A 23473-nucleotide genomic window follows, 5' to 3' on the forward strand; every position below is an offset into this window, starting at 1 on the left:
CGGGGTCCGGGGCGGAGCCCCGGTTTCGGGAAGGGGCGGGGTGGGGGAACAGGCCCCGCGCAGCGGACCCCGCACCCCCACACCCGCCCCCGCCCGGCGTCAGCGCCGCGCGACACCCTCCGCACGAGCGGCCGCGGCCACCGCGGCCGTCACGGCCGGGGCGACCCGCTCGTCGAACGGCGAGGGGATCACGTAGTCCGCGGCCAGCTCGTCGCCGACGACATCGGCCAGCGCGTTCGCCGCCGCGATCTTCATGCCCTCGGTGATCCGGGAGGCACGCACCTGGAGCGCACCCGCGAAGATCCCGGGGAACGCCAGCACGTTGTTGATCTGGTTCGGGTAGTCCGAACGCCCGGTCGCCACGACGGCCGCGTACTTGTGCGCGATGTCGGGGTGGACCTCGGGGTTCGGGTTGGCCATGGCGAACACGAACGCGCCGGGCGCCATCGACGCCACGGCAGGCTCGGGGACCGTACCGCCGGAGACCCCGATGAAGACGTCGGCGCCGGCCAGCGCCGTCTCCAGGGAGCCGGTGATGCCGGCCCGGTTGGTGAGCTCCGCCAGCTCGCGCTTGACCTCGGTGAGGTCGTCGCGGTCGGCGCTCACGATGCCCTTGCGGTCGGCCACGGCGACATCGCCGATGCCCGCCTCCAGCAGGAACTTCGCGATGGCCACGCCCGCCGCGCCCGCGCCCGAGATCACGGCGCGCAGATCGCCGAGCGTCCGCCCGGAGAGCTTCGTCGCGTTGCGCAGGGCCGCGAGGGTGACCACGGCCGTGCCGTGCTGGTCGTCGTGGAAGACCGGGATGTCGAGACGCTCCTGGAGCTTGCGCTCGATCTCGAAGCACCGGGGTGCCGAGATGTCCTCCAGGTTCACGCCGCCGAAGGACGGCGCGAGGCGCACGACGGTGTCGACGATCTCGTCCGCGTCGGTCGTGGCGAGCGCGATCGGCACCGCGTCGACCCCGCCGAACTGCTTGAAGAGAATCGCTTTGCCCTCCATCACCGGGAGGGAGGCCTCGGGACCGATGTCCCCCAGGCCGAGGACGGCCGTACCGTCCGTCACGACGGCCACGACCTGCGACTTCCAGGTGTAGTCGTGGACGAGCTCCGGATGCTCGGCGATGGCGCTGCACACCTTCGCCACACCGGGCGTGTACGCGAGGGACAGGTCGTCCTTGTCGCGGATCGGAACGGTGGCCTGCACGGCCATCTTCCCGCCGCGGTGGAGGGCGAACGCCGGATCGAAGGGCTCGTCCGCACTGCTGAGCCCTGCCGCACCGGCCGCGCCGGGCGTCCGGCCGTCGCTCGTCTTGCTGTCGCTGCGAGGATTGACGATCTCCGCTGCCATTGTGTTGACCCCTTAAGTCTTCATCAGTTGAGGGTGGCCACTCCTGGTTGAGGAGGGGTGGGCGGGCACCGCGTACGTTCCCGGCACTGAGCGGTTGGACCGCTCCGGCAGGGGAGGCACATACGCGCGGGCGCGCCGCACACGCGCCCTGAGCCCCGGATGAGGGGTGTAAAGGTCTTTCTTACCGGACGGACCGGGCCTCTTACGAGTCGGTATCGACTCGGTGACATGACTCATAGCCGAATATCTGGACAAGTCCACTAAGGGCTACAAAGGCCGTCCGTAGGTCGAGACGCACCGGAGATTCTCCGGAAGGGCACGCACTTTCCAGCAGATGGTCCGGCCTTGCGGTACCGGCCCATTGAGGTTCGGGGGTCGCCCGTTACCCGATTTTGACATGACCGGCCCCCTGATTGGGTGAGTCCGAATGGCAAGATGCCCTAATCACACAAGGTGGCGTCACTCGAAGGTGCGTGCGTGCCCACCTGACCAGCATTCCCTCACCGCCGGAGGATTCCGATCATGACCGCAAGCACCCTCTGTCGTACGGCCGCGAAGTCCCGGATTGCCGCGGTCTGCGCAGTCGCGGTCGCCGGCACCCTGCTGCTGACCGCCTGTGGCGACCAGACCGACGGCGGTTCGACGAAGGCCGGCGGAGACACCGCGGGGAACACCGCCCCGCTCTTCGACAAGCTTCCGGAGAAGTACCAGAAGTCCGGTGTCATCAAGGTCGGCACGAATGCCGAGTACGCCCCGATGGAGTCCGTCGAGAACGGCAAGATCGTCGGTGTCGACCCGGACCTCGCGGAAGCCCTCGGCAAGCAGCTGGGTGTGAAGTTCGAGTTCACCTCCGGTTCCTTCGACGGCCTGATCACCGCGCTCAACACCGGCCGCCACGACATCGCCATGTCGTCGATCACGGACAACAAGCAGCGCCAGGAAGGCCTGGACGACAAGGGCAAGAAGCTCGGCAAGGGCGTCGACTTCGTCGACTACTTCCTGGCCGGCACCGCCGTCTACACCAAGAAGGGCAACCCCGAGGGCATCAAGTCCATCGAGGACCTGTGCGGCAAGGTGGCGGCGGTCCAGCGCGGCACCACGTACGAGGAGGCCCTGAAGAAGCAGTCGGCGGCCTGCACGGACGGTGGCAAGAAGGCCGTCAAGATCGAGTCCTTCGAGAACGACACCGAGGCCCAGACCCGTGTGAAGTCGGGCGGCGCCGTCGCCGGTGTCAACGACTACCCGGTCGCGGTCGACCTGGCCCGCAAGGCCGGCGGCGGCAACGACTTCGAGGTCGTCGGCGAGCAGGTCGACGCCGGCCCGTTCGGTATCGCCGTGAACAAGGACAACACCGAGCTGCGTGACGTGCTCAAGGAGGCCGTGGACGCGATCATCGCGGACGGCTCCTACAAGAAGGTGCTCGACAAGTGGGGTGCCGGCACCGGCGCGATCGACAAGGCCGCCGTCAACGGCGGCAAGTGACCGGCGCACCACCGAAGGGCAGTCACCATGACTGACAAGCTCGACAAGGTGCCCGGCGGCCCATCGGCCGCCGCCGCACCCGTCTCCAAGCCCACCACCGTCGCACCGGAGACCATCAAGGCCATCCCCGTACGGCACTACGGCCGCTGGATCAGCGGCGTGGTCGTCCTCGCGCTGCTCGTCGCCCTGGTGTACGCCTTCTCGCAGGGCAACATCCAGTGGCAGGCGGTCCAGGACAAGCTGTTCGACGACACCGTCCTGGCCGGGGCGGGCCGTACGCTGATGATCAGTGTGCTCGCCATGGTCCTCGGCGTGATCCTGGGTGTGGTGCTCGCCGTCATGCGGCTCTCCAGGAACCCGGTGACCAGCTGGGTCGCCTGGCTGTACATCTGGTTCTTCCGCGGCACCCCGGTCTACGTGCAGCTGCTGCTCTGGTTCAACCTGGCGCTCATCTTCCCGGTCCTCAACATCCCGTTCATCTACAAGGACGAGATGACCGATGTGATGACCCCGTTCATGTGCGCCCTGCTGGGGCTGGCCCTCAACGAGGCCGCGTACATGGCGGAGATCGTCCGGGCCGGCATCCAGTCGGTGGACGAGGGCCAGACCGAGGCCTCGCACGCCCTCGGCATGACCCAGGCCAAGACCATGCGCCGCGTGGTGCTCCCGCAGGCGCTGCGGGTGATCATCCCGCCGACCGGCAACGAGTTCATCAACATGCTGAAGACCTCGTCCCTGGTCTACGCGGTCACCTACAACGAGCTGCTGCGCTCCACCTCGCAGATCGGCTCGACCAGTTACGCGGTGATGGAGATGCTCTTCGTCGCGTCGATCTGGTACATCGTGATGACCAGCGTGTTCAGCGTCGGCCAGTACTACCTGGAGCGCCGTTACGCCCGGGGCAGCCTGCGGAGCCTGCCGCTCACACCGTTCCAGCGGATCAAGGTCAACCTCGCCTCCTTCAGCAACCGTCCCTCGGGAGGTGTCTCCGCATGACCGCCATGGTGAAGGCCGAGGGCGTACACAAGTCCTTCGGCCCCGCACACATCCTCAAGGGCATCGACCTGGAGGTCGCCCCGCGGGAGGTCTTCTGCCTGATCGGCCCGTCGGGCTCCGGCAAGTCGACGTTCCTGCGGTGCATCAACCACCTGGAGCAGATCAACGCCGGGCGGCTGTACGTCGACGGGGACCTGGTCGGATACCGGCAGAAGGGTGACAAGCTCTACGAGCTCAAGGACAGCGAAGTCGCCCTGCAGCGCCGTGACATCGGCATGGTCTTCCAGCGCTTCAACCTGTTCCCGCACATGACGGCCCTGGAGAACGTCATGGAGGCGCCGATCCAGGTCAAGGGCGAGGCCAAGGCCGTCGCCCGGGCCCGCGCGGAGCGGCTCCTGGACCGGGTGGGCCTGTCCGACAAGGCGAAGAACTACCCGTCGCAGCTCTCCGGCGGTCAGCAGCAGCGTGTGGCGATCGCCCGCGCCCTGGCCATGGAGCCGAAGCTGATGCTCTTCGACGAGCCGACGTCGGCCCTCGACCCCGAGCTGGTCGGTGACGTCCTGGACGTCATGCGCGGCCTCGCGGAGGACGGCATGACGATGATCGTCGTCACCCACGAGATGGGCTTCGCCCGCGAGGTCGGTGACGCGCTGGTCTTCATGGACGACGGTGTCGTGGTCGAGTCCGGCCACCCGCGCGACGTCCTGACCAACCCGCAGCAGGACCGGACGAAGTCCTTCCTGTCGAAGGTGCTGTAGCGCCGGCGCGACGCGAAGGAGGGCGGTACGGGACCGAGTCGTCCCGTACCGCCCTCTGCGCTTTCCCCGGCACGGCCCGATGCCCGGCCGTGCGCCGGGGCCTACTTCAGGGCGAGGACCATGGTGTCCGACGGGGAGGCCCAGACCGCGCGGGCCTCGCCGAAGCCGGCCTCGCGGAGGGTGCGGGCGTGCCAGTCGGCGGAGGGCATGTCGCCGTCCGCGTGCTCGCCGTAGATCGCGAACCGTTCGGCGGTGGGCTCCGCGAGCACCGGGTCCTTCGCCATCAGGTCCCACCACTCACGCCAGTCCACGGCCCCGGCGGCCTTGGCCCGGTCCATGGCCGCGTGCCGGCGGGCGCGTTCAGCGGCGTTGATGCGCGGGGTGGCGGTGTCGATCATGTGGTCCGCGTTCATGAAGACCCCGCCGTCCCTGACCACCCCGGCGACCTGCCCGTACAGGGTGGCGAGCGGCTCGCTGTGCAGCCAGTGCAGGGCGGTGGCGGTGAGCACAGCGTCGTACGACGTGTGCGGGAGCCGCTCGGTCCAGGCCGGGTCCTTCAGGTCGGCGGTCACGAAGGTGGCCTGGCCGTCCCCCTCGAAGGTGCCCCGCGCGATGGTGAGCAGCGCGGGGTCGAGGTCGACGCCCGTACTGGTGGCGCCGGGGAACCGTGCGAGGAGCCGGTCCGTGATACTGCCCGTACCGCACGCCAGGTCCAGGACCCTCGGCTCGGGCCCCACGACGGCCTCGACCATGTCCAGCATCACCCGGAACCGCTCCTCGCGGTCCGGCATGTACCACTCCTGCTGCCGGTCCCAGCTCTGCTGCCAGGACTGCCAGTCGGTGCCCGTAGCCGCCTCCGCCATCTCACCCTCCACGTAATGCCCAGTGTTCGTCACCGACCATTACACTGGTCGACACAGCGACCATAGACCGACGCCGTAAGGACTACAAGTGGAACTGGCCTATTACTCGGATTACGCCGTACGTCTGGTCAACACCGAGGAGCCGGCCCGCAACAAGGACTCCCTCACGACCGTGGAGTGCGTCCGTGAGCTGTTCGGCACCAGCACCCAGATGGCCCGGCGTGCCACGGACGCCGACGTGACGCGCTTCCGCTCCGTACGAGCCCGGCTGCGCGCGGTCTTCGAGGCGGCCGACGGCGGCGACGCGACGCTCGCGGTCGACCTGCTCAACTCGCTGCTGCTGGAGTTCCCGGTCAGCCCGCAGATCTCCGGGCACGACACCCGTGACGAGGACGGCACACCGGACTGGCACATGCATCTGGCCGACCATCCGTCGAACGCGACGGCCGGCTTCGCCGCCATCGCGGCGATGGGTCTCGCCTTCCACCTCACCACGCACGGGGTGGACCGGCTCGGCCTGTGCGAGGCGGCTCCGTGCCGCAACGCTTACCTCGACACCTCGACCAACCGCTCACGGCGCTACTGCTCGGACCGCTGCGCGACCCGGGCCAACGTGGCGGCCTACCGGGCCCGCAAGCGCCTGGAGGCCGACCGCTCCGCCGAGACGCGGCGCACCGCGGACACCGCCCAGCCCAGCAGCCCGAACACCGAGCGCTGATCCTTCCTCAGCGGCCGGTAGCGGGCCCGCACACGGGCCAGCACGAGCTCCTCGGGCACCGTCCCGTAGTCCGTGCTGTCCCCGCCGGCGTACGCGTTGTCACCCAGCACCCACCAGCCGCCGTCGCGTCGCTCTGCGGCCCGCTTCACCACCAGCAGATCCTGCTGGAAAGGGTGACGCAGGATCACCACGTCACCGGGGCGCACCGGCGCCCCTCGCTGCACGAGCAGCAGGTCCCCGTGGTAGAGGGTGGGCACCATCGAGGGCCCCGTCACCTCCACCACCTGGAACGGTTTACGTCCCGCCCGCCCGCTCCACGGCTCCTGTGCCGGTTCCGGCATCTGTGGCACCTCCCGGTCCGTCCTCCGGTACACGGCTGCGCGCACCGCTCCGTATTTTCCGCCACCGGTCTCATCCTCACCCCGGACTTTTGGCCTAAGCCCTAGGGGGCAGCAGCAAAAAGCGGCTTCCCACGGAGTAATGTCCCACCTGAGAAGACGATCACGAGGAAGGACAGCTCCATGCTTTCCCGCCTGTTTGCCCCCAAGGTGAAGGTCAGCGCCCACTGCGACCTGCCCTGCGGTGTGTACGACCCGGCCCAGGCCCGCATCGAGGCGGAGTCCGTCAAGGCCGTCCAGGAGAAGTACCAGGCCAATGAGGACGCGGACTTCCGCACGCGCGCCGTTCTGATCAAGGAACAGCGTGCCGAGCTCGCGAAGCACCACGTCTCGGTGCTCTGGAGCGACTACTTCAAGCCCCCGCACTTCGAGAAGTACCCGGAGCTGCACCAGCTGGTCAACGACACCCTGAAGGCGCTCTCCGCGGCCAAGGGCTCGAACGACCCGGCCACGGGCCAGAAGGCTCTGGACCTGATCGCCCAGATCGACAAGATCTTCTGGGAGACCAAGAAGGCCTGACCGAGCGGCCTGACCCGCGATTCCGCGAGTCGCATCGCTCACCCGACCGCACCCGGCCCGCAGGCCGCCGACAACGGCGTCCATGGCGGACCGGGTGCGGTCTTCTTTTCGCCCCGCGCACGAGGTGGCGCGTCGTCAGGTCCTACTGCTCCGGCTCCCAGGCGATGAGCTGGTCGAAGAGGCGTCGGTCGCCGTCGAGCTTCAGGGAGTCCACCGGGATTCGGCCGTAGAAGGCGAGGACCAGCTCACCGGCCGTGCCCTGCGCGGAGGCACCGGCAGTGGTGGCGGGCGTCGTGCCCGGCACGGGGATGCGGGTGGGGCGTGCGCCGTCGCCGTCGACCGTCAGGCGCCAGGAGCGGCCCTCGGTGGCGTGGTAGTCGAAGGCAGTGGGCTCGTGCGGCCAGGCGCCGGTCGTTGCGTTGCAGGTGAACAGGAACTCCTCGACGCCGTCGAGTGCCACCTCGACCGGCAGCGGCTGCGGGGCGCCCAGGACGAGCTGGGCGTCGTAGGTGTGCACCGCGGTTTCCTGGACCCGGTGCCGGGCGACGCCACCGGAGTTCTGCGGTGACTGCGACGTACCCCACCAGGTCCAGCAGCCGCGGTCCGGGCCCGCCTCCCGCAGCGCGCTCAGCAGTTGCTGCGTCGACTCCGCCAACCAGGCCAGCAGGGCCTCGCGCTCACGCGGGGCAGCCACGGTGGCGCGCAAGGCGGTGGCCTCGGCCGGGGGAGCTTCGGAGGGCCCGGCGCCGACGATGAGGGCCCAGAAGCGGTCCCCGCCACCCAGGTGCTGGACCAGATCGAACAGCGTCCACCCGGGGCAGGTCGGCACCTGCGCGTCGAGGCTGGGCGCGGCGGCGACCGCGGCACGGAAGGCCGCCGACCGCTCGTCGATCAACTGCAGCAGAACGGGGAACTCCAGAGTCTTCTCCACGCCGGATGTCTAGCACCGTGCCCCGGCAACAGGACAGCGCTTTTCCTGGGCAGGGCCCCGGCGGGCAAGGTGCGGTCGTTGTCGTTGCGGTTGGCGGTCAGGAGGAGCCCGGCAGGAGGTGGCTGTAGCTGTCCGGGTTCTCCTGGAGGAAGGTCGCCAGGTCCTGGGCCGGGCGGCCCGTGAGGGTGGGGACGGCGTCCGAGACGGTTGCCAGCTCCCCGGCCGCGATCGCCTCGTACGACGTGACCCAGCCCGCCACTTCCCAGTCCGGGGCGCCGTAGCCGGCGCGGGAGGCGTAGGCCTCCTCCACGGTCTCGGCCACGTACCGGATCGCCCGGCCGGTGCGCCGGCTCAGCTCGCCGGCCGCCTCCGCCAGGGTGAAGGCCACGGGCCCCGTGAGGTCGTACGTCGCGCCGTCGTGGGTGGTTCCCTCGTCCAGCAGGACGGCCGACGCCGAGTCCGCGATGTCGTCGTGCGAGACGGCGGAGACCCGTCCCTCGCCGCCGGGGCCGCGCAGGACGCCGTCGGCTCCGGTCATGGCGGGGATCCCCGCGAGGTACCAGCCATCCCGCAGGAAGGTGTGGCGTACGCCGGTCATCCGGATGTGCGCCTCGGTGTACCAGTGGTCCCGCGCGAAGGTGAATGTGGCGTCCGGTGCCGCGCCGAGGAACGACACGTACACGACGCGCTCGACGCCCGCCGCCAGGGCGGCGTCCACCGCGATGGTGTGCTCGGTGACCCGGTCCGGGCTCTCGTGCGCCGAGACGAGGAACAGGGTGTGCGCGCCGTCGAGCGCGCGGCGCATGGCCTCGGCGTCGCCGTACGTGGCCGGGGGCGCCGCGGCCGTGCCGGGAAGCCGGGGCAGCCGGGACGGGTCGCGGCCGAGAAGGCGTACGGGGACCCCGGTCCTGGCCAGCCGCGCGGCCACCCGGCCGCCGACCGCGCCGCTCGCACCGGTCACCGCGACGAGTGGACTGATCACCTGGGCTCCCCTCCCTCGTCCACCGAGCGTGCGGTGTGCTCGGACTGTCCGGCGTACTCCGCCCAGGGGCGTACCTCGACCACCGCGCTCGTCGGCAGCGGCCCGTAGATGTGGGGGAACTCCTCGCCGCCGGGCGCCATTGCCTCGTACCGGACGGGCGCGGGGAGCCGGCCGGTGTCGATGACCAGGACCACCAGGCCCTCGCCACCCCCGGGCCCGTACAACGCCCGGGCCACAGCGGGGAGCTGATGGGGCAGGGAGCAGTGGATGAACCCCTCCTCCCGCAGGGTGCGGCCCCTGGTGGACATCTCGTACGCCCCCGCTCGGCGGGCGGCCTCCCACAGAGGCTCCTCGGTGAGGTGCAGCAGTTGTTCGGTCATCGGGCCACGCTAAGGGCTTCCGGGTGCCGTACGGAGCTACGCCGCCCGCGCGTCGAGGCCGGGCGGCGTGCACAGCTGCCCGGGCCCGGTCGAGGCGCGGGCCCGTCACCGCGGCCCCGCCTCCCCGCCGTTCAGGAGGTGAGCGCCAGGGGGCTGTGGTGGCGCAGCAGCCACCGGTGGTACTCCTCGGCCCGCCTCGCCGCGTCGCGGTAGGCCCTCTCCAGCTCCTCGTACACGGGGTCCATGTCGGCGCCCGGCCGGGAGACCAGCAGCAGCCGCACCGCCAGCGGGTCGCCCCGCAGGGGGCGGATCGCCATGTCGTCGCGTGGGCCCGAGGTCGGCTGGCAGGGGGCGACCGCCTCGCCGAGGACGACGAGGGAGGCCGCCGTGAGGTAGTCGCCGTGCAGGACGGGCGGGTCGAGGCCGGCCGCGCCCAGGACCCGGCGTACGCCGTCCCACTCGCCGTCCACGGAGGGGTCGACCATCCACCGGTCGCCCGCCAGGTCGTCGAGGTCCACCACCGGCAGTCCGGCCGCCGGGTGGTCCCGGGCCAGGGAGATGAACTGCGGTTCGCGGTCCAGGAGTACGCGCTGCTCCAGCCCGTCCGGGACGGTGAGCGGGAAGCCCTCCACCTCGTGCACGAAGGCCACGTCGAGCCGGCCCTCCGCCACCGCTCCCAGCAGCGACCGCGCCGACACGTCGACCCGGAGCGAGATGTCCGTACCGGGCAGCCTCACCCGCAGTCCGCGCAGCCAGCCGCCGATGACGCGGCTCGCGGTGGAGCCGATCCGCAGGCCGGGACCGCCGGCCCGGGCGGCCGCGGCCTCCGCCGTCGCGGCGCCGATCAGGGCGGACATGCCGTCCACCAGGGGGCGGGCGCGGCTGAGGACGGACCGGCCGAGGAGGGTCGGCCGGCAGCCCGTCCGCTCGCGGCGGAACAGCTCCGCGCCCAAGGTCCGCTCGATCCGCTGGAGCTGGGTGGTCAGTGAGGGCTGGCTGACGCCCAGCCGCCGTGCGGCCTGGTGCAGGCTGCCCGTGTCGGCGATGGCGCAGAGCGCCCTGAGGTGCCTCACCTCGAGCTCCATGACGGCGAGCGTATGGCTGTTCGTACGCCGAGCACCAGATGCCCCAACCCCCACCAACCGGGCCGATTCAGGGGGTGTCGGGGCGACCGGCACGTGCTGATTCTGTGTGCTCCCCGTGCGGGCGATAAGGCGGTGCTATCGGCTGTTGACATCATCCGCTCCGGGCCCGGCTGCCCCGACACTCTGTCCGTACCCCCCACCCGTTCCCCGCCCGGCCTCCGGACGGGGTTCTTCGGACAGGTAGGAGACACCCCCCATGCGTCACCCCAGGACAGCTGTCATGTCAGCCGTGGCCGGCCTCGGCCTCGTCGCCGCGCTCGGCGCCACCCCCGCGGTCGCCGCCGCCCCGTCCCACGCGTCCACCTCCCCGGTGACCGCGTCGCAGTCCAGCTATGCCGCGTACGCCGGTTCGAGCGAGAACGCCGCGGCGAACAAGGCCTTCTTCGAGGCCGTCATGAAGTCGGTCGCCGAGAAGCGGGCCGCGAATCCGGGCGCCCAGGCCGTCACCGTGGTCTACAACGCGGCCAACGCCCCCACCTTCCGCAGCCAGATAGCGAGCAGCGCCAGCATCTGGAACAGCTCGGTCAGCAACGTCAAGCTGCAGGAGGGTTCGAACGCGGACTTCGACTACCGCGAGGGCAACGACTCCCGGGGCTCGTACGCGAGCACGGACGGCCACGGCAGCGGCTACGTCTTCCTCGACTACGCCCAGAACCAGCAGTACGACTCGACCCGGGTCACCGCCCATGAGACCGGGCATGTGCTGGGGCTCCCGGACCACTACACGGGGCCGTGCAGCGAGCTCATGTCGGGCGGCGGTCCCGGCACGTCCTGCACGAACGCCTACCCGGACGCCACGGAGCGCTCGAAGGTGAACTCCCTCTGGCAGAACGGTCTCGCGGCGGCACTCGCCCGCGTCTCCTGACACCGGGGCCGGGCCACCCACCGGCCCGGCACGCGGTACCGGGGCCGTTCCGCTGAAGCGGGGCGGCCCCACGCGCATGTCCCGGCCGGGTCAGGCGAGTTCGAGCGGGAAGGCTCCCCGGTGCCCCGTGCCGGCGCCGTGCGCGGGACGCGGCTCGAACTCCCGGCAGCTCCATATCTCCTGGACGAACCCGGTACGCCGGTCCCAGAGCCCGGCGACGTCGTCCCCGCCCGCCGCGTCGCGGTAGGCGTCCTTGGCGCCGCGGAAGCAGGCGAGACCCCCGGACAGGCCGCGGACCGGGGCGGGGAAGTAGTCGGAGAATGCGCAGGCTATGCAGGTCTGCAGATGGATGCCCGGCGGCAGGATCCGCTGGACGGTGGCCAGCGCCGCGGCGAAGTCACCCTCGGCGCGGTTCGACTCGTAGACCGCCCCGTCCAGGTGGAGGGCGAGATACAGGTCGGGGTCCGCCCTGCGCAGGGACAGCAGGCAGCTGAGCGTGGCCTGCCGGACCGTGCCGGAGACGAGGACCGGGAGCGGGAGGTCCCACTCCAGGACACAGTCGTCGAGCACGCCGTCCACCAGGCCGAACCGCCCCTCCGGAACCGGCACACCGGCCACGGGCGCCAGAGCGTCGAAGCTCTCGCCCTCGAAGTCCGTGCCCCGGACGCGGATACGGAGCTGCTGTCCGTCCGTGGTGAGAATGACCGCCTCGGAACCATGGCGGTCCCGGTACCAGCCTGCCCACGACTCATCTGTCATGAGCAGGGACTGTAGTCCGTGCCCCGGCGCCCGCCCGTGGCCCCCTCCCCTTCCGTGCCCCCGGCGGCCGGGGCCCGGCCGTCAGGCCCGGGGCTCACGCCACATGGGCCACATCGGCGGGCCCTGGGGAAGGTCGACGGTCCGTCCCATGAAGGCGAAACCGAGGCGTTCGTAGAGGCCGCGGCTGCGCTCGCTGCTCGCTTCCAGATAGGCGGGGGTGCCCTCCCGGTCGCACCGCTCCAGGACGCCCCTCATCAGCGCTTCACCGATGCCCTCCCCCTGGCGCTCCGGGGAGACACCGATCATCAGCAGGTACTCGTGGGCGCGGTCGTGGGGGTGGACGGCGCCGGTCAGCCGGCCCACCAGCTCGGCCCGTTCGTTGTCCGGGTCCGCGGTCTCCCGCATGAGCGCCGGGGTGTCGTCCTCCTCGTCCGGCACACCCGCCGGTACGGAGAGCCAGAGGGCTGCCGCCGTACCGTCCTCCAGCAGGTCGATACGGCCTTCTTCCAGCGTCACGTCGGCGAAGACACCGAGGAACTTCCCGTGCACCGCGCGCCGGTGATCCTCGTCGGGGAAGACCCAGCTGCTCACCGGATCGTGGTGGAACGCCTCCTCCAGGATCCGTACGACCTGGTCCCTGTCCCGCTGCTCCGCCCGCCGTATCCGTACGCCCATGACCGGCCCCGCCCTCTTCGTCCCGTGGTGTCGGATCCCCTGGTGTTGATCCAACCGACGGACGGAATCCTAGAGTTGGGTGTCGGTGCCGGTCACGGGCGGCCCGGCTCAGTGCGTTCTGCGGGTGACGAATTCGGCCAGGGCGAGCAGGTCCCCGGCGCCGTCCGACGCGGGCACCGCTCGGGACAGGTGGTGGACGGCCCGGGCCATCCGGTCCGCCGCCGCGGCCTGCGCCCAGTCGCGCCCGCCGGCCCGCTCGACCGCGTCGGCGGCGCTTCTCACCTCCCCCGGTGTGTCCATGGCGCCCCGGTAGAGCGCGGCGAGCTCGGCGGCGGCCGGAGTGTCGGAGGTGAGGGCCGCGACCACCGGCAGGGACTTCTTGTGGGCGGTCAGGTCCGCCCCGACCGGTTTGCCCGTGCGGGCCGTGTCCCCCCAGATGCCGATCAGGTCGTCGATGAGCTGGAAGGCGAGGCCCGCCTCCCGGCCGAAGCCGTCCATGGCGCGGACGGCCCGCTCCCCCGCACCGGCGTAGAGCGCGCCGAGGGCGCAGGCGCAGCCGAGCAGGGCGCCCGTCTTGGCCATGGCCATGGCCAGGCACTCGTCGAGCGTGACGTCGTCGGGGCCGCGGTCCTCCAGGGCGCAGTCGGCCTGCTGTCCCGCGCAGAGCTCGATGACGCAGGTGGAGAGCCGCACGGCGGCGTGTGCGGACGCCGGGTGCGGGTCGTCCGCCAGCAGTCTCAGGGCGAGGGAGAGCATGGCGTCACCCGCGATGACGGCGTCCGGCACTCCGAACACCGCCCAGGCCGTGGGCCGGTGGCGCCGGGTGGTGTCCTCGTCGATGACGTCGTCGTGGAGGAGGGTGAAGTTGTGCGCGAGTTCGACCGCGACGGCCGCCCGCATCGCCGCGTCCGGGTCCCCTCCCAGCGCACGGGCGGCGGCCAGGACGAGCGCCGGTCTGATGGCCTTGCCCGACTGCCCGGACGCGGGCGTACCGTCGGCGTCCTGCCAGCCGAAGTGGTACATGGCGACCCGGCGGATCGCCCCGGGCAGCGTCTCGACGGCCGCCCGGAGGTGCGGGTCCACGGCGTCACGGGTGTGTTCCAGGAGCGCGGCGGCCTTGTGCCCCTCCATCGCGGCATCCGTACTGATCATGGTCACGGTCACTCCTTCCTGGCGCCGCGGGGCGCCGTGGTCGCGGCCTCGGCCTGCCGGGGCCCGGGCGGTGTCGCCCGCCCGGGCCCCGGGGAGCGTCACCGCCAGCGGCTGACCTCCACGTTCTCCAGGACCCCGAGGGCGTCCGGCACCAGGACGGCCGCGGAGTAGTACGCCGTCACGAGGTACGAGATGATCGCCTGCTCGTCGATGCCCATGAAGCGGACCGAGAGGCTCGGCTCGATCTCGTCGGGGATGCCGCTCTGCTGGAGCCCCACGACCCCTTGGTCCGCCTCGCCGGTCCTCATGCAGATGATCGATGTGGTGCGGGCGTCGGTGACCGGGATCTTGTTGCACGGGAAGATGGGCACCCCGCGCCAGGCGGGCACATGGTGTCCGCCGACCTCGATGCTCTCCGGCACCAGGCCCCGCTTGTTGCACTCGCGGCCGAAGGCGGCGATGGCGCGCGGATGCGCGAGGAACAGCTTCGATCCGCGCCGCCGCGACAGGAGTTCGTCCATGTCGTCGGGGCCGGGCGCTCCGTCGTGCGGCTGGAGCCGCTGCCCGTAGTCGCAGTTGTTGAGCAGGCCGAACTCCCTGTTGTTGATGAGCTCGTGCTCCTGGCGCTCACGCAGCGCCTCGACCGTGAGCCGCAACTGCTGCTCGGTCTGGTTCATCGGCTGGTTGTAGAGGTCGGCCACCCGGCTGTGGACCTTCAGCACGGTCTGGGCGACGCTCAGTTCGTATTCACGCGGCGACGACTCGTAGTCGACGAACGTGTGCGGGACGACGCTCTCCCCCACATGGCCGGCGGACAGGTCGATCTCCGCCTCGCCGTAGCGGTTGGTCCGCTGGTGCGGGATGGCGAGCAGCCCGGCGAGGTGGTCGCGGAGCGAGTCCGCGCGGGCCGCCAGGTTGAGCACGTCCGACCTGCGCAGCGTGAGCAGCGTGCAGGCGGTCACCGCACGGGCCGTGTACTCCCAGGTGGCGTCGCCGTCGAGCAGGACGTGGTCCCCGAAGTAGGCGCCGTCGGCGAGGACTCCGAGCACCGTCTCGTCGCCGTACGGACCGGCCCCGATCTTCTCGATCTTGCCGTGGGCCAGCAGATGGACACGGTCCGCCGCCTCGCCGGACGCGGCGAGCACCTCTCCTGCCGCGACGTCGCGCTGCTCGCACCGGCGCGCCAGCTCCGCCAGGACCTCCTCGTCACCGAAGTCGCGGAGGGCGGGAAGTTCGCCGAGTTCCGCGGGGATGACCGTGACCCGGTCGCCTGTCTGGACGAAGGTGACCCTGCCGTCCCCGACCGAGTAGCTCAGCCGCCGGTTCACCCGGTATGTGCCGCCCTGCACCTGCACCCACGGCAGCATGCGGAGCAGCCACCGCGAGGTGATCTCCTGCATCTGCGGGGCGGACTTGGTCGTCGTCGCGAGGTTCCGCGCAGCCGCTGTGCCGAGACTCTGCTGCGGCGGCTGCGTGTCGCGAACCTCTTCACCAACGGACATCCGACATCCTCTCGATCATGGGCTGACCTGCGAGAAGAACACTTGCAGCCGGAGGACACGGCGCGCTATTACACAAAAGAGTGTGACTATTCGGGCTTGGGACGGGAACGTTGCCCGCACCAGGGCGCCCGCACACCGCGTGGACCGGCCGGAGTCAGAACACCGCGTGAACCGGCCGGAGCCAGGACACCCGGTGGGCCGGTCGGAGCCAGGCGCCGAGGACGCAGGGCGACCGGGACCCCGGACCTAGGACTTCAGCCCGCTCCACGCACGGGACTTCCGCCCGTTACGGCGCCGGGCACCGGCCCCTAGCGTTCTCGCCATGGATACGACAGGCACTCTCGACGAGGCCCTCCAGCGGCTGCACATCTCCGGCCCCGAGCGGCTCGGCAGGCTCACCAACCACGCGCCGATGGCCGTCGAGGCCCTCGCCGCCAACGGCCAGGCGGCGGCCGTGCACCGCTGGCTCGACCTGTACGCCGTCAAGCTGGAGGAGTTCCCGGCCGGCGTCGAGCCGGTCACGGACACCAACTGGCGCTCCGCGCTGGGCGATCCGCGCCGCGCCGCCGACTGGATCGGCTACTTCGGCCGGGAGCTCGCGGAGCATCCGTGGCGCGAGGTGCTCACCCTGTGGTGGCCCCGCCTCCTGCCCGGCATGTACGGCGGATCGACTCACCCGGTCATCCGCGTGGGCCACGCCGTACGCACACTGCTGGCGGGTGAGGAGACCGGGCCGCGCCTGACCGAACTCGCCCACGGCCTCGGGTACTGGGCGGCCCGCCACCACCCGATGACGGAGCTGGTGCCCGTGCCCGGTGCCGACAGCGCCGCGGCGGCCCTCGACGCGGTGGCGCCCGTCGGCGAACGGGAGGGCGGCTTCCCCGCCAGGCTCGGCCGGGTCAGGAGCCTGCCGGTGTGGGCCGCCGCGGTCACCGACCCGGCCGAGGCGCGCAGCCGGCTCACCGAGCTGGTCCGGGCGGCCACCCACCGCTACGCCACCCACGGCCACGGCGAGGAGACGATGCTGGTCCACGCGGCCACCGCCCCCAACGCGGTCCTGCGGACCCTCCCCGCGCTCCCGGCGGCCCTGTGGGTGCCGAGCCTCCACGCCGCCTGGACGGCGTCGGCCGCGGTGACCGCCATGTACGCGCCGGACGCCCCGGTGGCCTACGTACCGCCGGGCCGGATCACGCCCGAGGAGGTCGTGGAACGGGCCTTGGCGCACGGCGACGAGCACGTCATCAAGCTGACCGACACGGCCATGGACTTCGGCGACGAGCGGGCCCTCGCGGCGGCCCTGCGGGCCATCGAGCTCAGCGAACCGCTGCGGTAGGGCCCGTCAGAGCGCCAGCGGCGCTCCCGATACGACGACCTTGCCAGGGTTGAGGATGCCGTGGGGGTCCAGGGCCGCCTTGACCGCACGCTGCATGGCGAGGTTGACGGGGCCCACCTCGCGGTCCATGCCGCCCATCTTCAGCAGCCCCACGCCGTGTTCACCGGTGACCGTGCCGCCGAAGGAGATCGCCGCGTCGAGGATGTCCTCGAAGGCGAGCTGGGCGCGCGCCCTGGCCGCCTCGTCGCCCGGCTCGGTGATGATCAGGGGGTGGAGGTTGCCGTCGCCGGCGTGGGCGATGTTGGCGATGAGGACGTCGTGCGCACCCGCGATCTCCTCGACGCGCGCCAGCATCTGCGGCACCCGGGACCGCGGCACGACCACGTCCTCGGTGAGCACCGGCCCCAGCCGCTCCAGCGCCGGGTAGGCGAGCCGGCGGGCCTGGAACAGGGCGTCCGCCTCCGCCTGGTCGGTGGAGACCTCCGCCCAGGCGGCACCGGCCTCCGCGAAGCAGGCCCGTATCGCCTCGGCCTCTGCGTCGCCCGCCGCTCCCGGGGTGTCCACCCGGCCGAGCAGGATGGCGTCCGCGTCCGACGACAGCCCCATGTTCTTCCACTCGTCGACGGCCTTCAGGCAGTGCCGGTCGAGGAGTTCGAGTGCCGAGGGCACGATGCCGGCCGCCGTCACCCGGCTCACCGCGTCGCCGGCCGCGACGACGGAGTCGAAGAAGCCCGCCACCGTGCGCTCGGCGGGCCGGGCGCCGCGCAGCTTCACGGTGATCTCGGTGATCACCCCGAGGGTGCCCTCGGAGCCGACGAACAGGCCGCACAGGTCGTATCCGGCGACGCCCTTCGCGGTCTGCCGGCCCACCCGCACGGTCTCGCCGAGGCCGTTGACGACCTCCAGCCCGAGCACGTAGTCGCGGGTCACGCCGTACTTGACGCAGCACATGCCTCCCGCGTTGGTGGCCGTGTTCCCGCCGATCGTGGACCAGGGCGAGCTCGCGGGGTCCGGCGGGTACCAGAGCCCCTGTTCGGCGCAGGCGGCGCGCAGATCGTCGTTGACGACGCCGGGCTGCACGACCGCCAGACGCTCCACGGGGTCGATGCGCAGGATCCGGTTCATGTCCTCGAAGGAGAGGACGACGGCCCCGTCCACCGCGTTGGCACCGCCCGACAGACCCGTACCGGCGCCGCGCGGGATCACCGGGATCCGGTGTTCGACGCAGTACGCGACGACGGCCCGCACCTCGTCGGTGTCCTGGGGGCGCACGACGGCCAGGGGCACCCCCGCGGGGGCCCACTCCGCCTCGTCGTGCGCGTAACGGCCCAGACTGTCCGGGTCGGTGATGACCTTGACCGCCGGTATCCCGTCGGCTGCGTTCGGCTTCGGCACGGCCGCTGACCACCTCTCTCGCCCACGCGCACCCCGCATCCGTCACGGGGCCGCGCCCTCCATCATGACGCGGCGCCTCACGCGCGGAACGGGCACCCTAAGTTGCACCGGAGATGCAACTTATCTACGCTGCCGCCATGCGGCTGACGCGATTCACCGATGTGGCGCTCCGGGTGCTCATGCGCCTGACCGTCACGACGGACGACGAGGACCCGCCGACCACCCGCGAGGTGGCGGCCACCATGCAGGTGCCGTACACCCACGCGGCGAAGGTCGTCGCCCGCCTCCAGCACCTCGGCCTGGTCGACGCACGGCGCGGCCGGGGCGGGGGCCTCTCCCTCACCACCGCCGGACGGGCGGCCTCGGTCGGCGCCCTGGTCAGGCAGCTGGAAGGGCCGGGCGAGGTCGTCGAGTGCGAGGGCGCCACCCCGTGCCCCCTGCGCTCCGCCTGCCTGCTCCGCTCCGCCCTGCGCCGGGCCGAGGAGGCGTTCTACGCCTCGCTCGACCCGCTCACCGTCGGCGATCTCGTCTCCTCCCCCACCGGCCCGCTGCTGCTCGGCATCAGCAGCGGCCGCCCCGCATCCGGCTGACCCCCGCGCCCGTCCGCCGCGCCTCCACCGCGCGCTCCGGGCGGGTCACGCCGGCCTGAAAATACGTCTCACATACCACTTAAGCGGCGGTCCGTCACAGCGGCCGCTCACCACCCGAGGAGTCACCCGATGCTCTCCGAGCCGTCGACCGCCACCGTCCGCGCCACGCTGCCCGCCGTGGGGGCGGCCATCGGTGACATCGCGGACCTCTTCTACCGGAAGCTGTTCGCCGCGCACCCGGAGCTCCTCCGCGACCTGTTCAACCGGGGCAACCAGGCTTCGGGCACCCAGCGCCAGGCGCTCGCCGGGTCGATCGCCGCCTTCGCCACCCAGCTCGTCGAACACCCGGACACCCGGCCCGACGTGATGCTGGGCCGCATCGCCAACAAACACGCCTCTCTGGGCATCACCGCACCGCAGTACGAGATCGTGCACACCCACCTCTTCGCCGCGATCGCCGAGGTGCTCGGCGACGCCGTCACCCCCGAGGTCGCCGCGGCCTGGGACGAGGTCTACTGGCTGATGGCCAACGCCCTGATCGCGATCGAGGAGCGGCTCTACGCGCAGCAGGGTGTGGCGGCGGGCGACGTGTGGCGCGAGTGGACGGTGGTCTCCCGCGTCGAGGACACCCCCGAGGTGGCCACCTTCCGCATCGCCCCCTCCGACGGCACGCCCGCCCCCGCCTTCCGGGCGGGCCAGTACGTCTCCGTCCAGGTGGAACTGCCCGACGGCGCCCGTCAGATACGCCAGTACAGCCTCACGGGCGCGCCCGGCTCCGCCCTGCGCTCCTTCTCGGTCAAGCGGGTACGGGGCGAGGCGGGCCCGGAGGGCGAGGTCTCCGGGCACCTGCACGCACGGCTGCGCACGGGCGACCGGCTGCGGGTCTCGGCGCCGTACGGCGATCTGGTGCTCGACGGCTCCGACGCCCCGCTGCTCCTCGCCTCGGCGGGCATCGGCTGCACCCCCATCCTGTCGATGCTGGAGCACCTGGCGCAGGAGGGGCACCGCTCCCCCGTCACCGTGGTGCACGGCGACCGGTCGCCGGCCGACCACGCCCTGCGCGCGGACCACGCGGCGCTGGCCGGGAAGCTCTCCGACGCCTCCGCCCACTTCTGGTACGAGAGGCCGGAGCCCGGCCGGGCCGGCGCGGGCACGGTGCACAGCGGTACGGTCGACCTGAGCGGCGTCCCGGTCGCCCCGGGCACCCGCGCGTACCTCTGCGGACCGCTGCCCTTCATGCGCGCCGTACGCACCCAGCTCCTGGCGAAGGGTGTGCCGTCCGCAGACATCCACTACGAGGTGTTCGGCCCCGATCTGTGGCTCGCCCAGGACTGAGCACGACCGCCCCGGGGCACGCGCGGACTGTCCGGATCGAATCGCACACGACGCGAACAGTGGCCGAACAGGTTTGCCGGAGCCCCGTGTTCCGGTACAAGCGCTGTACGGACACGCTCCCCCGCTAACGAAGGAGTCGGCCATGTCCTCACCCATGTCCGCCAGCAACTTCCTCAAGGCCCTGAAGAACGAGGGACTCACCGTCGTCCAGGTCGGCGACTGGCGCACGCACAACCGCAACCACAAGGGCCCCTGGGGGCCGGTGCACGGCGTGATGCTCCACCACACCGTCACGAAGGGCACCGCCAGGACCGTCGAGATCTGCCGTGACGGCTACGCGGGGCTGCCGGGTCCGCTCTGCCACGGGGTGATCGCCAAGGACGGCCGGGTCCACCTGGTCGGCTACGGCCGCGCCAACCACGCCGGGCTCGGCGACGACGACGTCCTGCGCGCCGTCATCGCCGAGAAGCGCCTGCCGGCGGACAACGAGTCCAACACCGACGGGAACCGCCACTTCTACGGCTTCGAGTGCGAGAACCTCGGCGACGGGAAGGACCCCTGGCCGGCCGTCCAGCTGGAGGCCATCGAGAAGGCGGCGGCCGCGGTCTGCCGCTTCCACGGCTGGGACGGTCCGTCGGTCATCGGGCACCTGGAGTGGCAGCCCGGGAAGGTCGACCCGCGCGGCTTCTCGATGAACGGCATGCGCAACCGGGTCCACGACCGGCTGAAGTAGCGGGGCACCCGGCCGGGCACCCCCGGCGGGCGGGCGGCACACAATGTGGGCATGACCGACGAAGCACTCGACCTCTCCCGGCTGCAGCCGGCGCTCCCCTCGCCCCTGCAGCCGGCCGAGGACGAGCGCTTCGCCCGGCACGGTGTGACGCTGCTGCTCAAGCGCGACGACCTGATCCACCCGGACCTGCCGGGCAACAAGTGGCGCAAACTCGCGCCCAATCTCAGGGCCGCCGCCGGCCGGACCGTCCTGACCTTCGGCGGCGCCTACTCGAACCACCTCCGGGCCACCGCCGCCGCTGGACGCCTCCTGGGCTTCCCCACGGTCGGCGTCGTACGGGGCGACGAGCTGGCGGGCCGCCCGCTCAACCCCTCCCTCGCGCGCTGCGCGGCGGACGGCATGCGTCTGCACTTCGTGGACCGGCCGACCTACCGCGCGAAGGCCTCTCCCGACGTCCTGGACGGCCTGCTGAGCCTCTTCGGGGAGTGCGTGGTCATCCCGGAGGGGGGCAGCAACGCGCTCGCCGCACAGGGCTGCACAGAGCTCGGCCGCGAGCTGCGCGGCCGGACCGGCACGGTGGCGGTCGCCTGCGGCACCGGTGGCACCCTCGCCGGCCTGGCCGCCGGGCTCGGCGCCGGGCAGCGCGCCCTGGGCGTCCCCGTCCTGCGCGGCGGCTTCCTGGGAGCCACCGTGGAGGACCTGCAGCGTGAGGCCTTCGGCGCACCCGCCGGACGGTGGTCCCTGGACGAGCGCTTCCACTTCGGGGGGTATGCCCGTACGACCCCGGAGCTGCACGCCTTCGCCGACGACTTCGAGGACCGCCACGGCCTGGCGGTCGAACGGCTCTACGTGGCCAAGCTCCTGTACGGGCTGACCGTGCTCGCCGGGGAGGGCGCCTTCGCCCCGGGCTCCACGGTCACCGCCGTCGTCACCGGACGGCCCGAGCCGGAGCCCTCTTGACGCGGTACGGCCGCGGCCCGCCCCGGAGCGTACTCACGCGTCGTCCGACTCCCGGTACGCGGCGGCCTCCTCCAGGTCGAGACGCCGCAGCAGCGCACGCAGCATCTCGTCGTCGATCCGCCGCTCGTCCCTGAGGCGTACGAAGACCTCCCGCTCGGTGGCGATCATGTCCCTCGCCAGCCGCCGGTAGGTGTCGTCCGCCGACTCCCCGGTGACCGGATTGGTGGCGCCGAGCCGCTCCCACACCGCGTTGCGCCGCCGCTCCATCACGGCGCGCAGCCGCTCCACGAGAGGGTCGGGCAGCGCGTTGCGCGGATCGGCCAGCAGCTCGTCCAGCGCGGCGTCGGCGGCCGTGGACGCCTCGTTCTGCGCCTGCGCCTCGGCCAGCGTCTCGGCGCGCGCGGTGCGCCTGGGCAGCTTCAGGACACGCACCAGGAGCGGCAGGCTCAGCCCCTGGACGACCAGCGTCCCGATGACGGTCGTGAAGGTCAGGAACAGCACCAGGTTCCGCGCGGGGAAGCCCTCCCCGTCATGCGTGACCATGGGGATGGAGAACGCGATGGCGAGCGAGACGACACCCCGCATCCCGGCCCAGCCGACGATCAGCGCCGAGCGCCAGGAGGGCGGCCCCTCGCGCTCCCTGATGCGGCTGGAGAGCCAGGGCGGCAGATAGCTCGCCGGGTACACCCAGACGAAGCGCACCACGACGACGGCCACGAACACGAGGACCGCGTAGCCGAAGGCCTCGGCCAGGCTGTACGAGCCCAGCCCCCGCAGCACGAAGGGCAGCTGGAGCCCGATGAGCGCGAAGACCGCCGACTCCAGGACGAACGCGACCATCTTCCAGACCGCCGCCTCCTGGAGCCGCGTCGCGAAGTCGACCTGCCAGGAGCGGTGCCCCAGGTAGAGCGCGACGACGACCACGGCGAGCACCCCGGAGGCGTGCACACGCTCCGCCGCCGCGTAGGCGACGAAGGGGATCAGCAGCGAGAGGGTGTTCTGGAGCAGCGCCTCCTTGAGGTGGGTGCGCAGCCAGTGCAGGGGCACCATCAGCAGCAGGCCGACGACGATGCCGCCGACCGACGCCAGCGCGAACTCGGCGATCCCCGCGCCCCAGCTCATGCCCTCGCCGACGGCCGCGGCGACGGCCACCTTGAAGGCGGTGATCGCGGTGGCGTCGTTCACCAGGGACTCACCCTGGAGGATCGTCGTGACCCGGGCCGGCAGTCCCACCCGGCGGGCGATCGCCGCGGCGGTGACGGCGTCCGGCGGCGCGACCACCGCGCCGAGCACCAGCGCGGCGGTGAGCGGCAGGTCCGGCACGAGGAGATAGGCCAGCCACCCCACGGCGACCGTCGCGAACAGGACGTACCCCACGGACAGCAGGGCGACCGGGCGCAGGTTGGCCCGCAGGTCGAGGTACGAGCTGTCGACCGCCGCCGTGTACAGCAGCGGCGGCAGCAGCAGGGGCAGCACGATGTGCGCGTCCAGGGTGTAGCCGGGCACCCCCGGCAGGTACGAGGCCAGCAGACCCGCGGCGACCAGCAGCAGCGGCGGGGGCACCGGTGTCCGGCGGGCGGCCCCCGCGACCGCCGCGCTTGCCGCGACGAGCGCCACCAGCGGCAATGCGTCCATCTCGCTGTCCTCACATC

Annotated in this window: 24 protein-coding genes; 11 read left to right on the forward strand and 13 right to left on the reverse strand. The window is 71.8% G+C overall.

All coding sequences use genetic code 11. The annotated features are described in order from the left end of the window. Positions 1–99 precede the first annotated feature (99 nt). Positions 100–1350 carry an NAD(P)-dependent malic enzyme gene (locus JKV81_RS30925; RefSeq protein WP_124274648.1) on the reverse strand — a complete coding sequence of 417 codons (1251 nt, stop codon included), beginning with the start codon at positions 1348–1350 and terminating at the stop codon, positions 100–102. Between the two features lie 522 nt (positions 1351–1872). Between JKV81_RS30925 and JKV81_RS30930 the strand changes: the two genes are divergently transcribed. The 3 genes from JKV81_RS30930 to JKV81_RS30940 are packed head-to-tail and all read left to right on the forward strand — an operon-like array spanning position 1873 to position 4586. Continuing rightward, positions 1873–2832 (forward strand): ABC transporter substrate-binding protein, encoded by a 960-nt coding sequence (locus JKV81_RS30930; protein WP_202078940.1) that lies wholly within the window; start codon positions 1873–1875, stop codon positions 2830–2832. 27 nt (positions 2833–2859) lie between these two features. Continuing rightward, a complete protein-coding gene (locus JKV81_RS30935; RefSeq protein WP_202078942.1) occupies positions 2860–3828 on the forward strand; it encodes an amino acid ABC transporter permease in 969 nt (322 codons plus the stop codon). Beyond that, the gene (locus JKV81_RS30940) at positions 3825–4586 is read left to right on the forward strand and encodes an amino acid ABC transporter ATP-binding protein (RefSeq protein ID WP_099174524.1); all 762 of its coding nucleotides are present in this window, start codon (positions 3825–3827) and stop codon (positions 4584–4586) included. Before JKV81_RS30935 ends, JKV81_RS30940 begins: the two co-directional genes overlap by 4 nt. 101 nt (positions 4587–4687) lie before the next feature. Here JKV81_RS30940 and JKV81_RS30945 read toward each other — a convergent pair whose 3' ends face one another. Continuing rightward, positions 4688–5449, reverse strand: a complete 762-nt coding sequence (locus JKV81_RS30945; RefSeq protein ID WP_202078944.1) for a class I SAM-dependent methyltransferase — start codon at positions 5447–5449, stop codon at positions 4688–4690. A gap of 88 nt (positions 5450–5537) precedes the next feature. Between JKV81_RS30945 and JKV81_RS30950 the strand changes: the two genes are divergently transcribed. Then, a complete protein-coding gene (locus tag JKV81_RS30950; RefSeq protein WP_129265402.1) occupies positions 5538–6167 on the forward strand; it encodes a CGNR zinc finger domain-containing protein in 630 nt (209 codons plus the stop codon). On the opposite strand, the gene sodX is transcribed toward JKV81_RS30950, so the two are convergent. Then, complete coding sequence (sodX, locus tag JKV81_RS30955; protein WP_129265401.1) at positions 6071–6508, reverse strand: nickel-type superoxide dismutase maturation protease; 438 nt, start codon at positions 6506–6508, stop codon at positions 6071–6073. The two genes, JKV81_RS30950 and sodX, sit on opposite strands and share 97 nt — an antisense overlap. Before the next feature lie 180 nt (positions 6509–6688). Here sodX and sodN point away from each other — a divergent pair, with 180 nt between their 5' ends. Further along, positions 6689–7084, forward strand: a complete 396-nt coding sequence (gene sodN / locus JKV81_RS30960; RefSeq protein WP_033298259.1) for a superoxide dismutase, Ni — start codon at positions 6689–6691, stop codon at positions 7082–7084. Between the two features lie 142 nt (positions 7085–7226). On the opposite strand, the gene JKV81_RS30965 is transcribed toward sodN, so the two are convergent. From JKV81_RS30965 to JKV81_RS30980, 4 genes are all read right to left on the reverse strand, one after another. Then, a complete protein-coding gene (locus tag JKV81_RS30965) occupies positions 7227–8015 on the reverse strand; it encodes a maleylpyruvate isomerase family mycothiol-dependent enzyme (RefSeq protein WP_129265400.1) in 789 nt (262 codons plus the stop codon). A 97-nt stretch (positions 8016–8112) separates the two neighbouring features. After that, on the reverse strand, positions 8113–8997 hold the full coding sequence (locus JKV81_RS30970; protein ID WP_129265399.1) for an SDR family oxidoreductase: 885 nt from the start codon (positions 8995–8997) through the stop codon (positions 8113–8115). Then, positions 8994–9377 (reverse strand): DUF952 domain-containing protein, encoded by a 384-nt coding sequence (locus JKV81_RS30975; RefSeq protein ID WP_124274630.1) that lies wholly within the window; start codon positions 9375–9377, stop codon positions 8994–8996. Before JKV81_RS30975 ends, JKV81_RS30970 begins: the two co-directional genes overlap by 4 nt. A 131-nt stretch (positions 9378–9508) precedes the next feature. Beyond that, on the reverse strand, positions 9509–10462 hold the full coding sequence (locus tag JKV81_RS30980; protein WP_202078946.1) for a LysR family transcriptional regulator: 954 nt from the start codon (positions 10460–10462) through the stop codon (positions 9509–9511). Between the two features lie 256 nt (positions 10463–10718). Here JKV81_RS30980 and snpA point away from each other — a divergent pair, with 256 nt between their 5' ends. Beyond that, on the forward strand, positions 10719–11387 hold the full coding sequence (gene snpA, locus JKV81_RS30985) for a snapalysin (RefSeq protein WP_202078948.1): 669 nt from the start codon (positions 10719–10721) through the stop codon (positions 11385–11387). 90 nt (positions 11388–11477) lie between these two features. On the opposite strand, the gene JKV81_RS30990 is transcribed toward snpA, so the two are convergent. The 4 genes from JKV81_RS30990 to JKV81_RS31005 all read right to left on the reverse strand — a co-directional run bounded on the left by JKV81_RS30990 (position 11478) and on the right by JKV81_RS31005 (position 15475). Continuing rightward, positions 11478–12146 carry a DUF6304 family protein gene (locus tag JKV81_RS30990; protein ID WP_129265397.1) on the reverse strand — a complete coding sequence of 223 codons (669 nt, stop codon included), beginning with the start codon at positions 12144–12146 and terminating at the stop codon, positions 11478–11480. Positions 12147–12227: 81 nt separating this feature from the next. Then, positions 12228–12821, reverse strand: coding sequence for a GNAT family N-acetyltransferase (locus JKV81_RS30995; protein ID WP_129265396.1), 594 nt, complete (start codon positions 12819–12821; stop codon positions 12228–12230). Between the two features lie 108 nt (positions 12822–12929). Continuing rightward, positions 12930–13973: a family 2 encapsulin nanocompartment cargo protein polyprenyl transferase gene (locus tag JKV81_RS31000; RefSeq protein ID WP_099174829.1), complete on the reverse strand. Its 1044-nt coding sequence runs from the start codon at positions 13971–13973 to the stop codon at positions 12930–12932. 98 nt (positions 13974–14071) lie between these two features. Further along, positions 14072–15475 carry a family 2B encapsulin nanocompartment shell protein gene (locus JKV81_RS31005; RefSeq protein WP_202078950.1) on the reverse strand — a complete coding sequence of 468 codons (1404 nt, stop codon included), beginning with the start codon at positions 15473–15475 and terminating at the stop codon, positions 14072–14074. Positions 15476–15797: 322 nt separating this feature from the next. On the opposite strand from JKV81_RS31005, the gene JKV81_RS31010 reads away from it, so the two are divergent. After that, positions 15798–16808 carry a questin oxidase family protein gene (locus JKV81_RS31010; RefSeq protein ID WP_202078952.1) on the forward strand — a complete coding sequence of 337 codons (1011 nt, stop codon included), beginning with the start codon at positions 15798–15800 and terminating at the stop codon, positions 16806–16808. A gap of 6 nt (positions 16809–16814) precedes the next feature. Here JKV81_RS31010 and JKV81_RS31015 read toward each other — a convergent pair whose 3' ends face one another. Further along, entirely contained in the window at positions 16815–18242 is a 1428-nt protein-coding gene (locus JKV81_RS31015) for an FAD-binding oxidoreductase (protein WP_202078954.1), read from the reverse strand. 98 nt (positions 18243–18340) lie between these two features. Here JKV81_RS31015 and JKV81_RS31020 point away from each other — a divergent pair, with 98 nt between their 5' ends. The 4 genes from JKV81_RS31020 (at position 18341) to JKV81_RS31035 (ending at position 21821) form a co-directional block, all read left to right on the forward strand. After that, entirely contained in the window at positions 18341–18793 is a 453-nt protein-coding gene (locus tag JKV81_RS31020) for an RrF2 family transcriptional regulator (protein WP_202078956.1), read from the forward strand. A gap of 129 nt (positions 18794–18922) precedes the next feature. Then, positions 18923–20128, forward strand: coding sequence for a globin domain-containing protein (locus JKV81_RS31025; RefSeq protein WP_202078958.1), 1206 nt, complete (start codon positions 18923–18925; stop codon positions 20126–20128). 142 nt (positions 20129–20270) lie between these two features. Then, positions 20271–20861, forward strand: coding sequence for an N-acetylmuramoyl-L-alanine amidase (locus JKV81_RS31030; RefSeq protein ID WP_161198844.1), 591 nt, complete (start codon positions 20271–20273; stop codon positions 20859–20861). Between the two features lie 51 nt (positions 20862–20912). After that, positions 20913–21821, forward strand: a complete 909-nt coding sequence (locus JKV81_RS31035; protein WP_202078960.1) for a 1-aminocyclopropane-1-carboxylate deaminase/D-cysteine desulfhydrase — start codon at positions 20913–20915, stop codon at positions 21819–21821. A gap of 33 nt (positions 21822–21854) precedes the next feature. Here JKV81_RS31035 and JKV81_RS31040 read toward each other — a convergent pair whose 3' ends face one another. Then, a complete protein-coding gene (locus JKV81_RS31040; protein ID WP_202078962.1) occupies positions 21855–23456 on the reverse strand; it encodes a Na+/H+ antiporter in 1602 nt (533 codons plus the stop codon). Between the last annotated feature and the right edge of the window lie 17 nt (positions 23457–23473).

Source organism: Streptomyces silvae (genome assembly GCF_016745505.1).
Taxonomy (GTDB): domain Bacteria; phylum Actinomycetota; class Actinomycetes; order Streptomycetales; family Streptomycetaceae; genus Streptomyces; species Streptomyces silvae.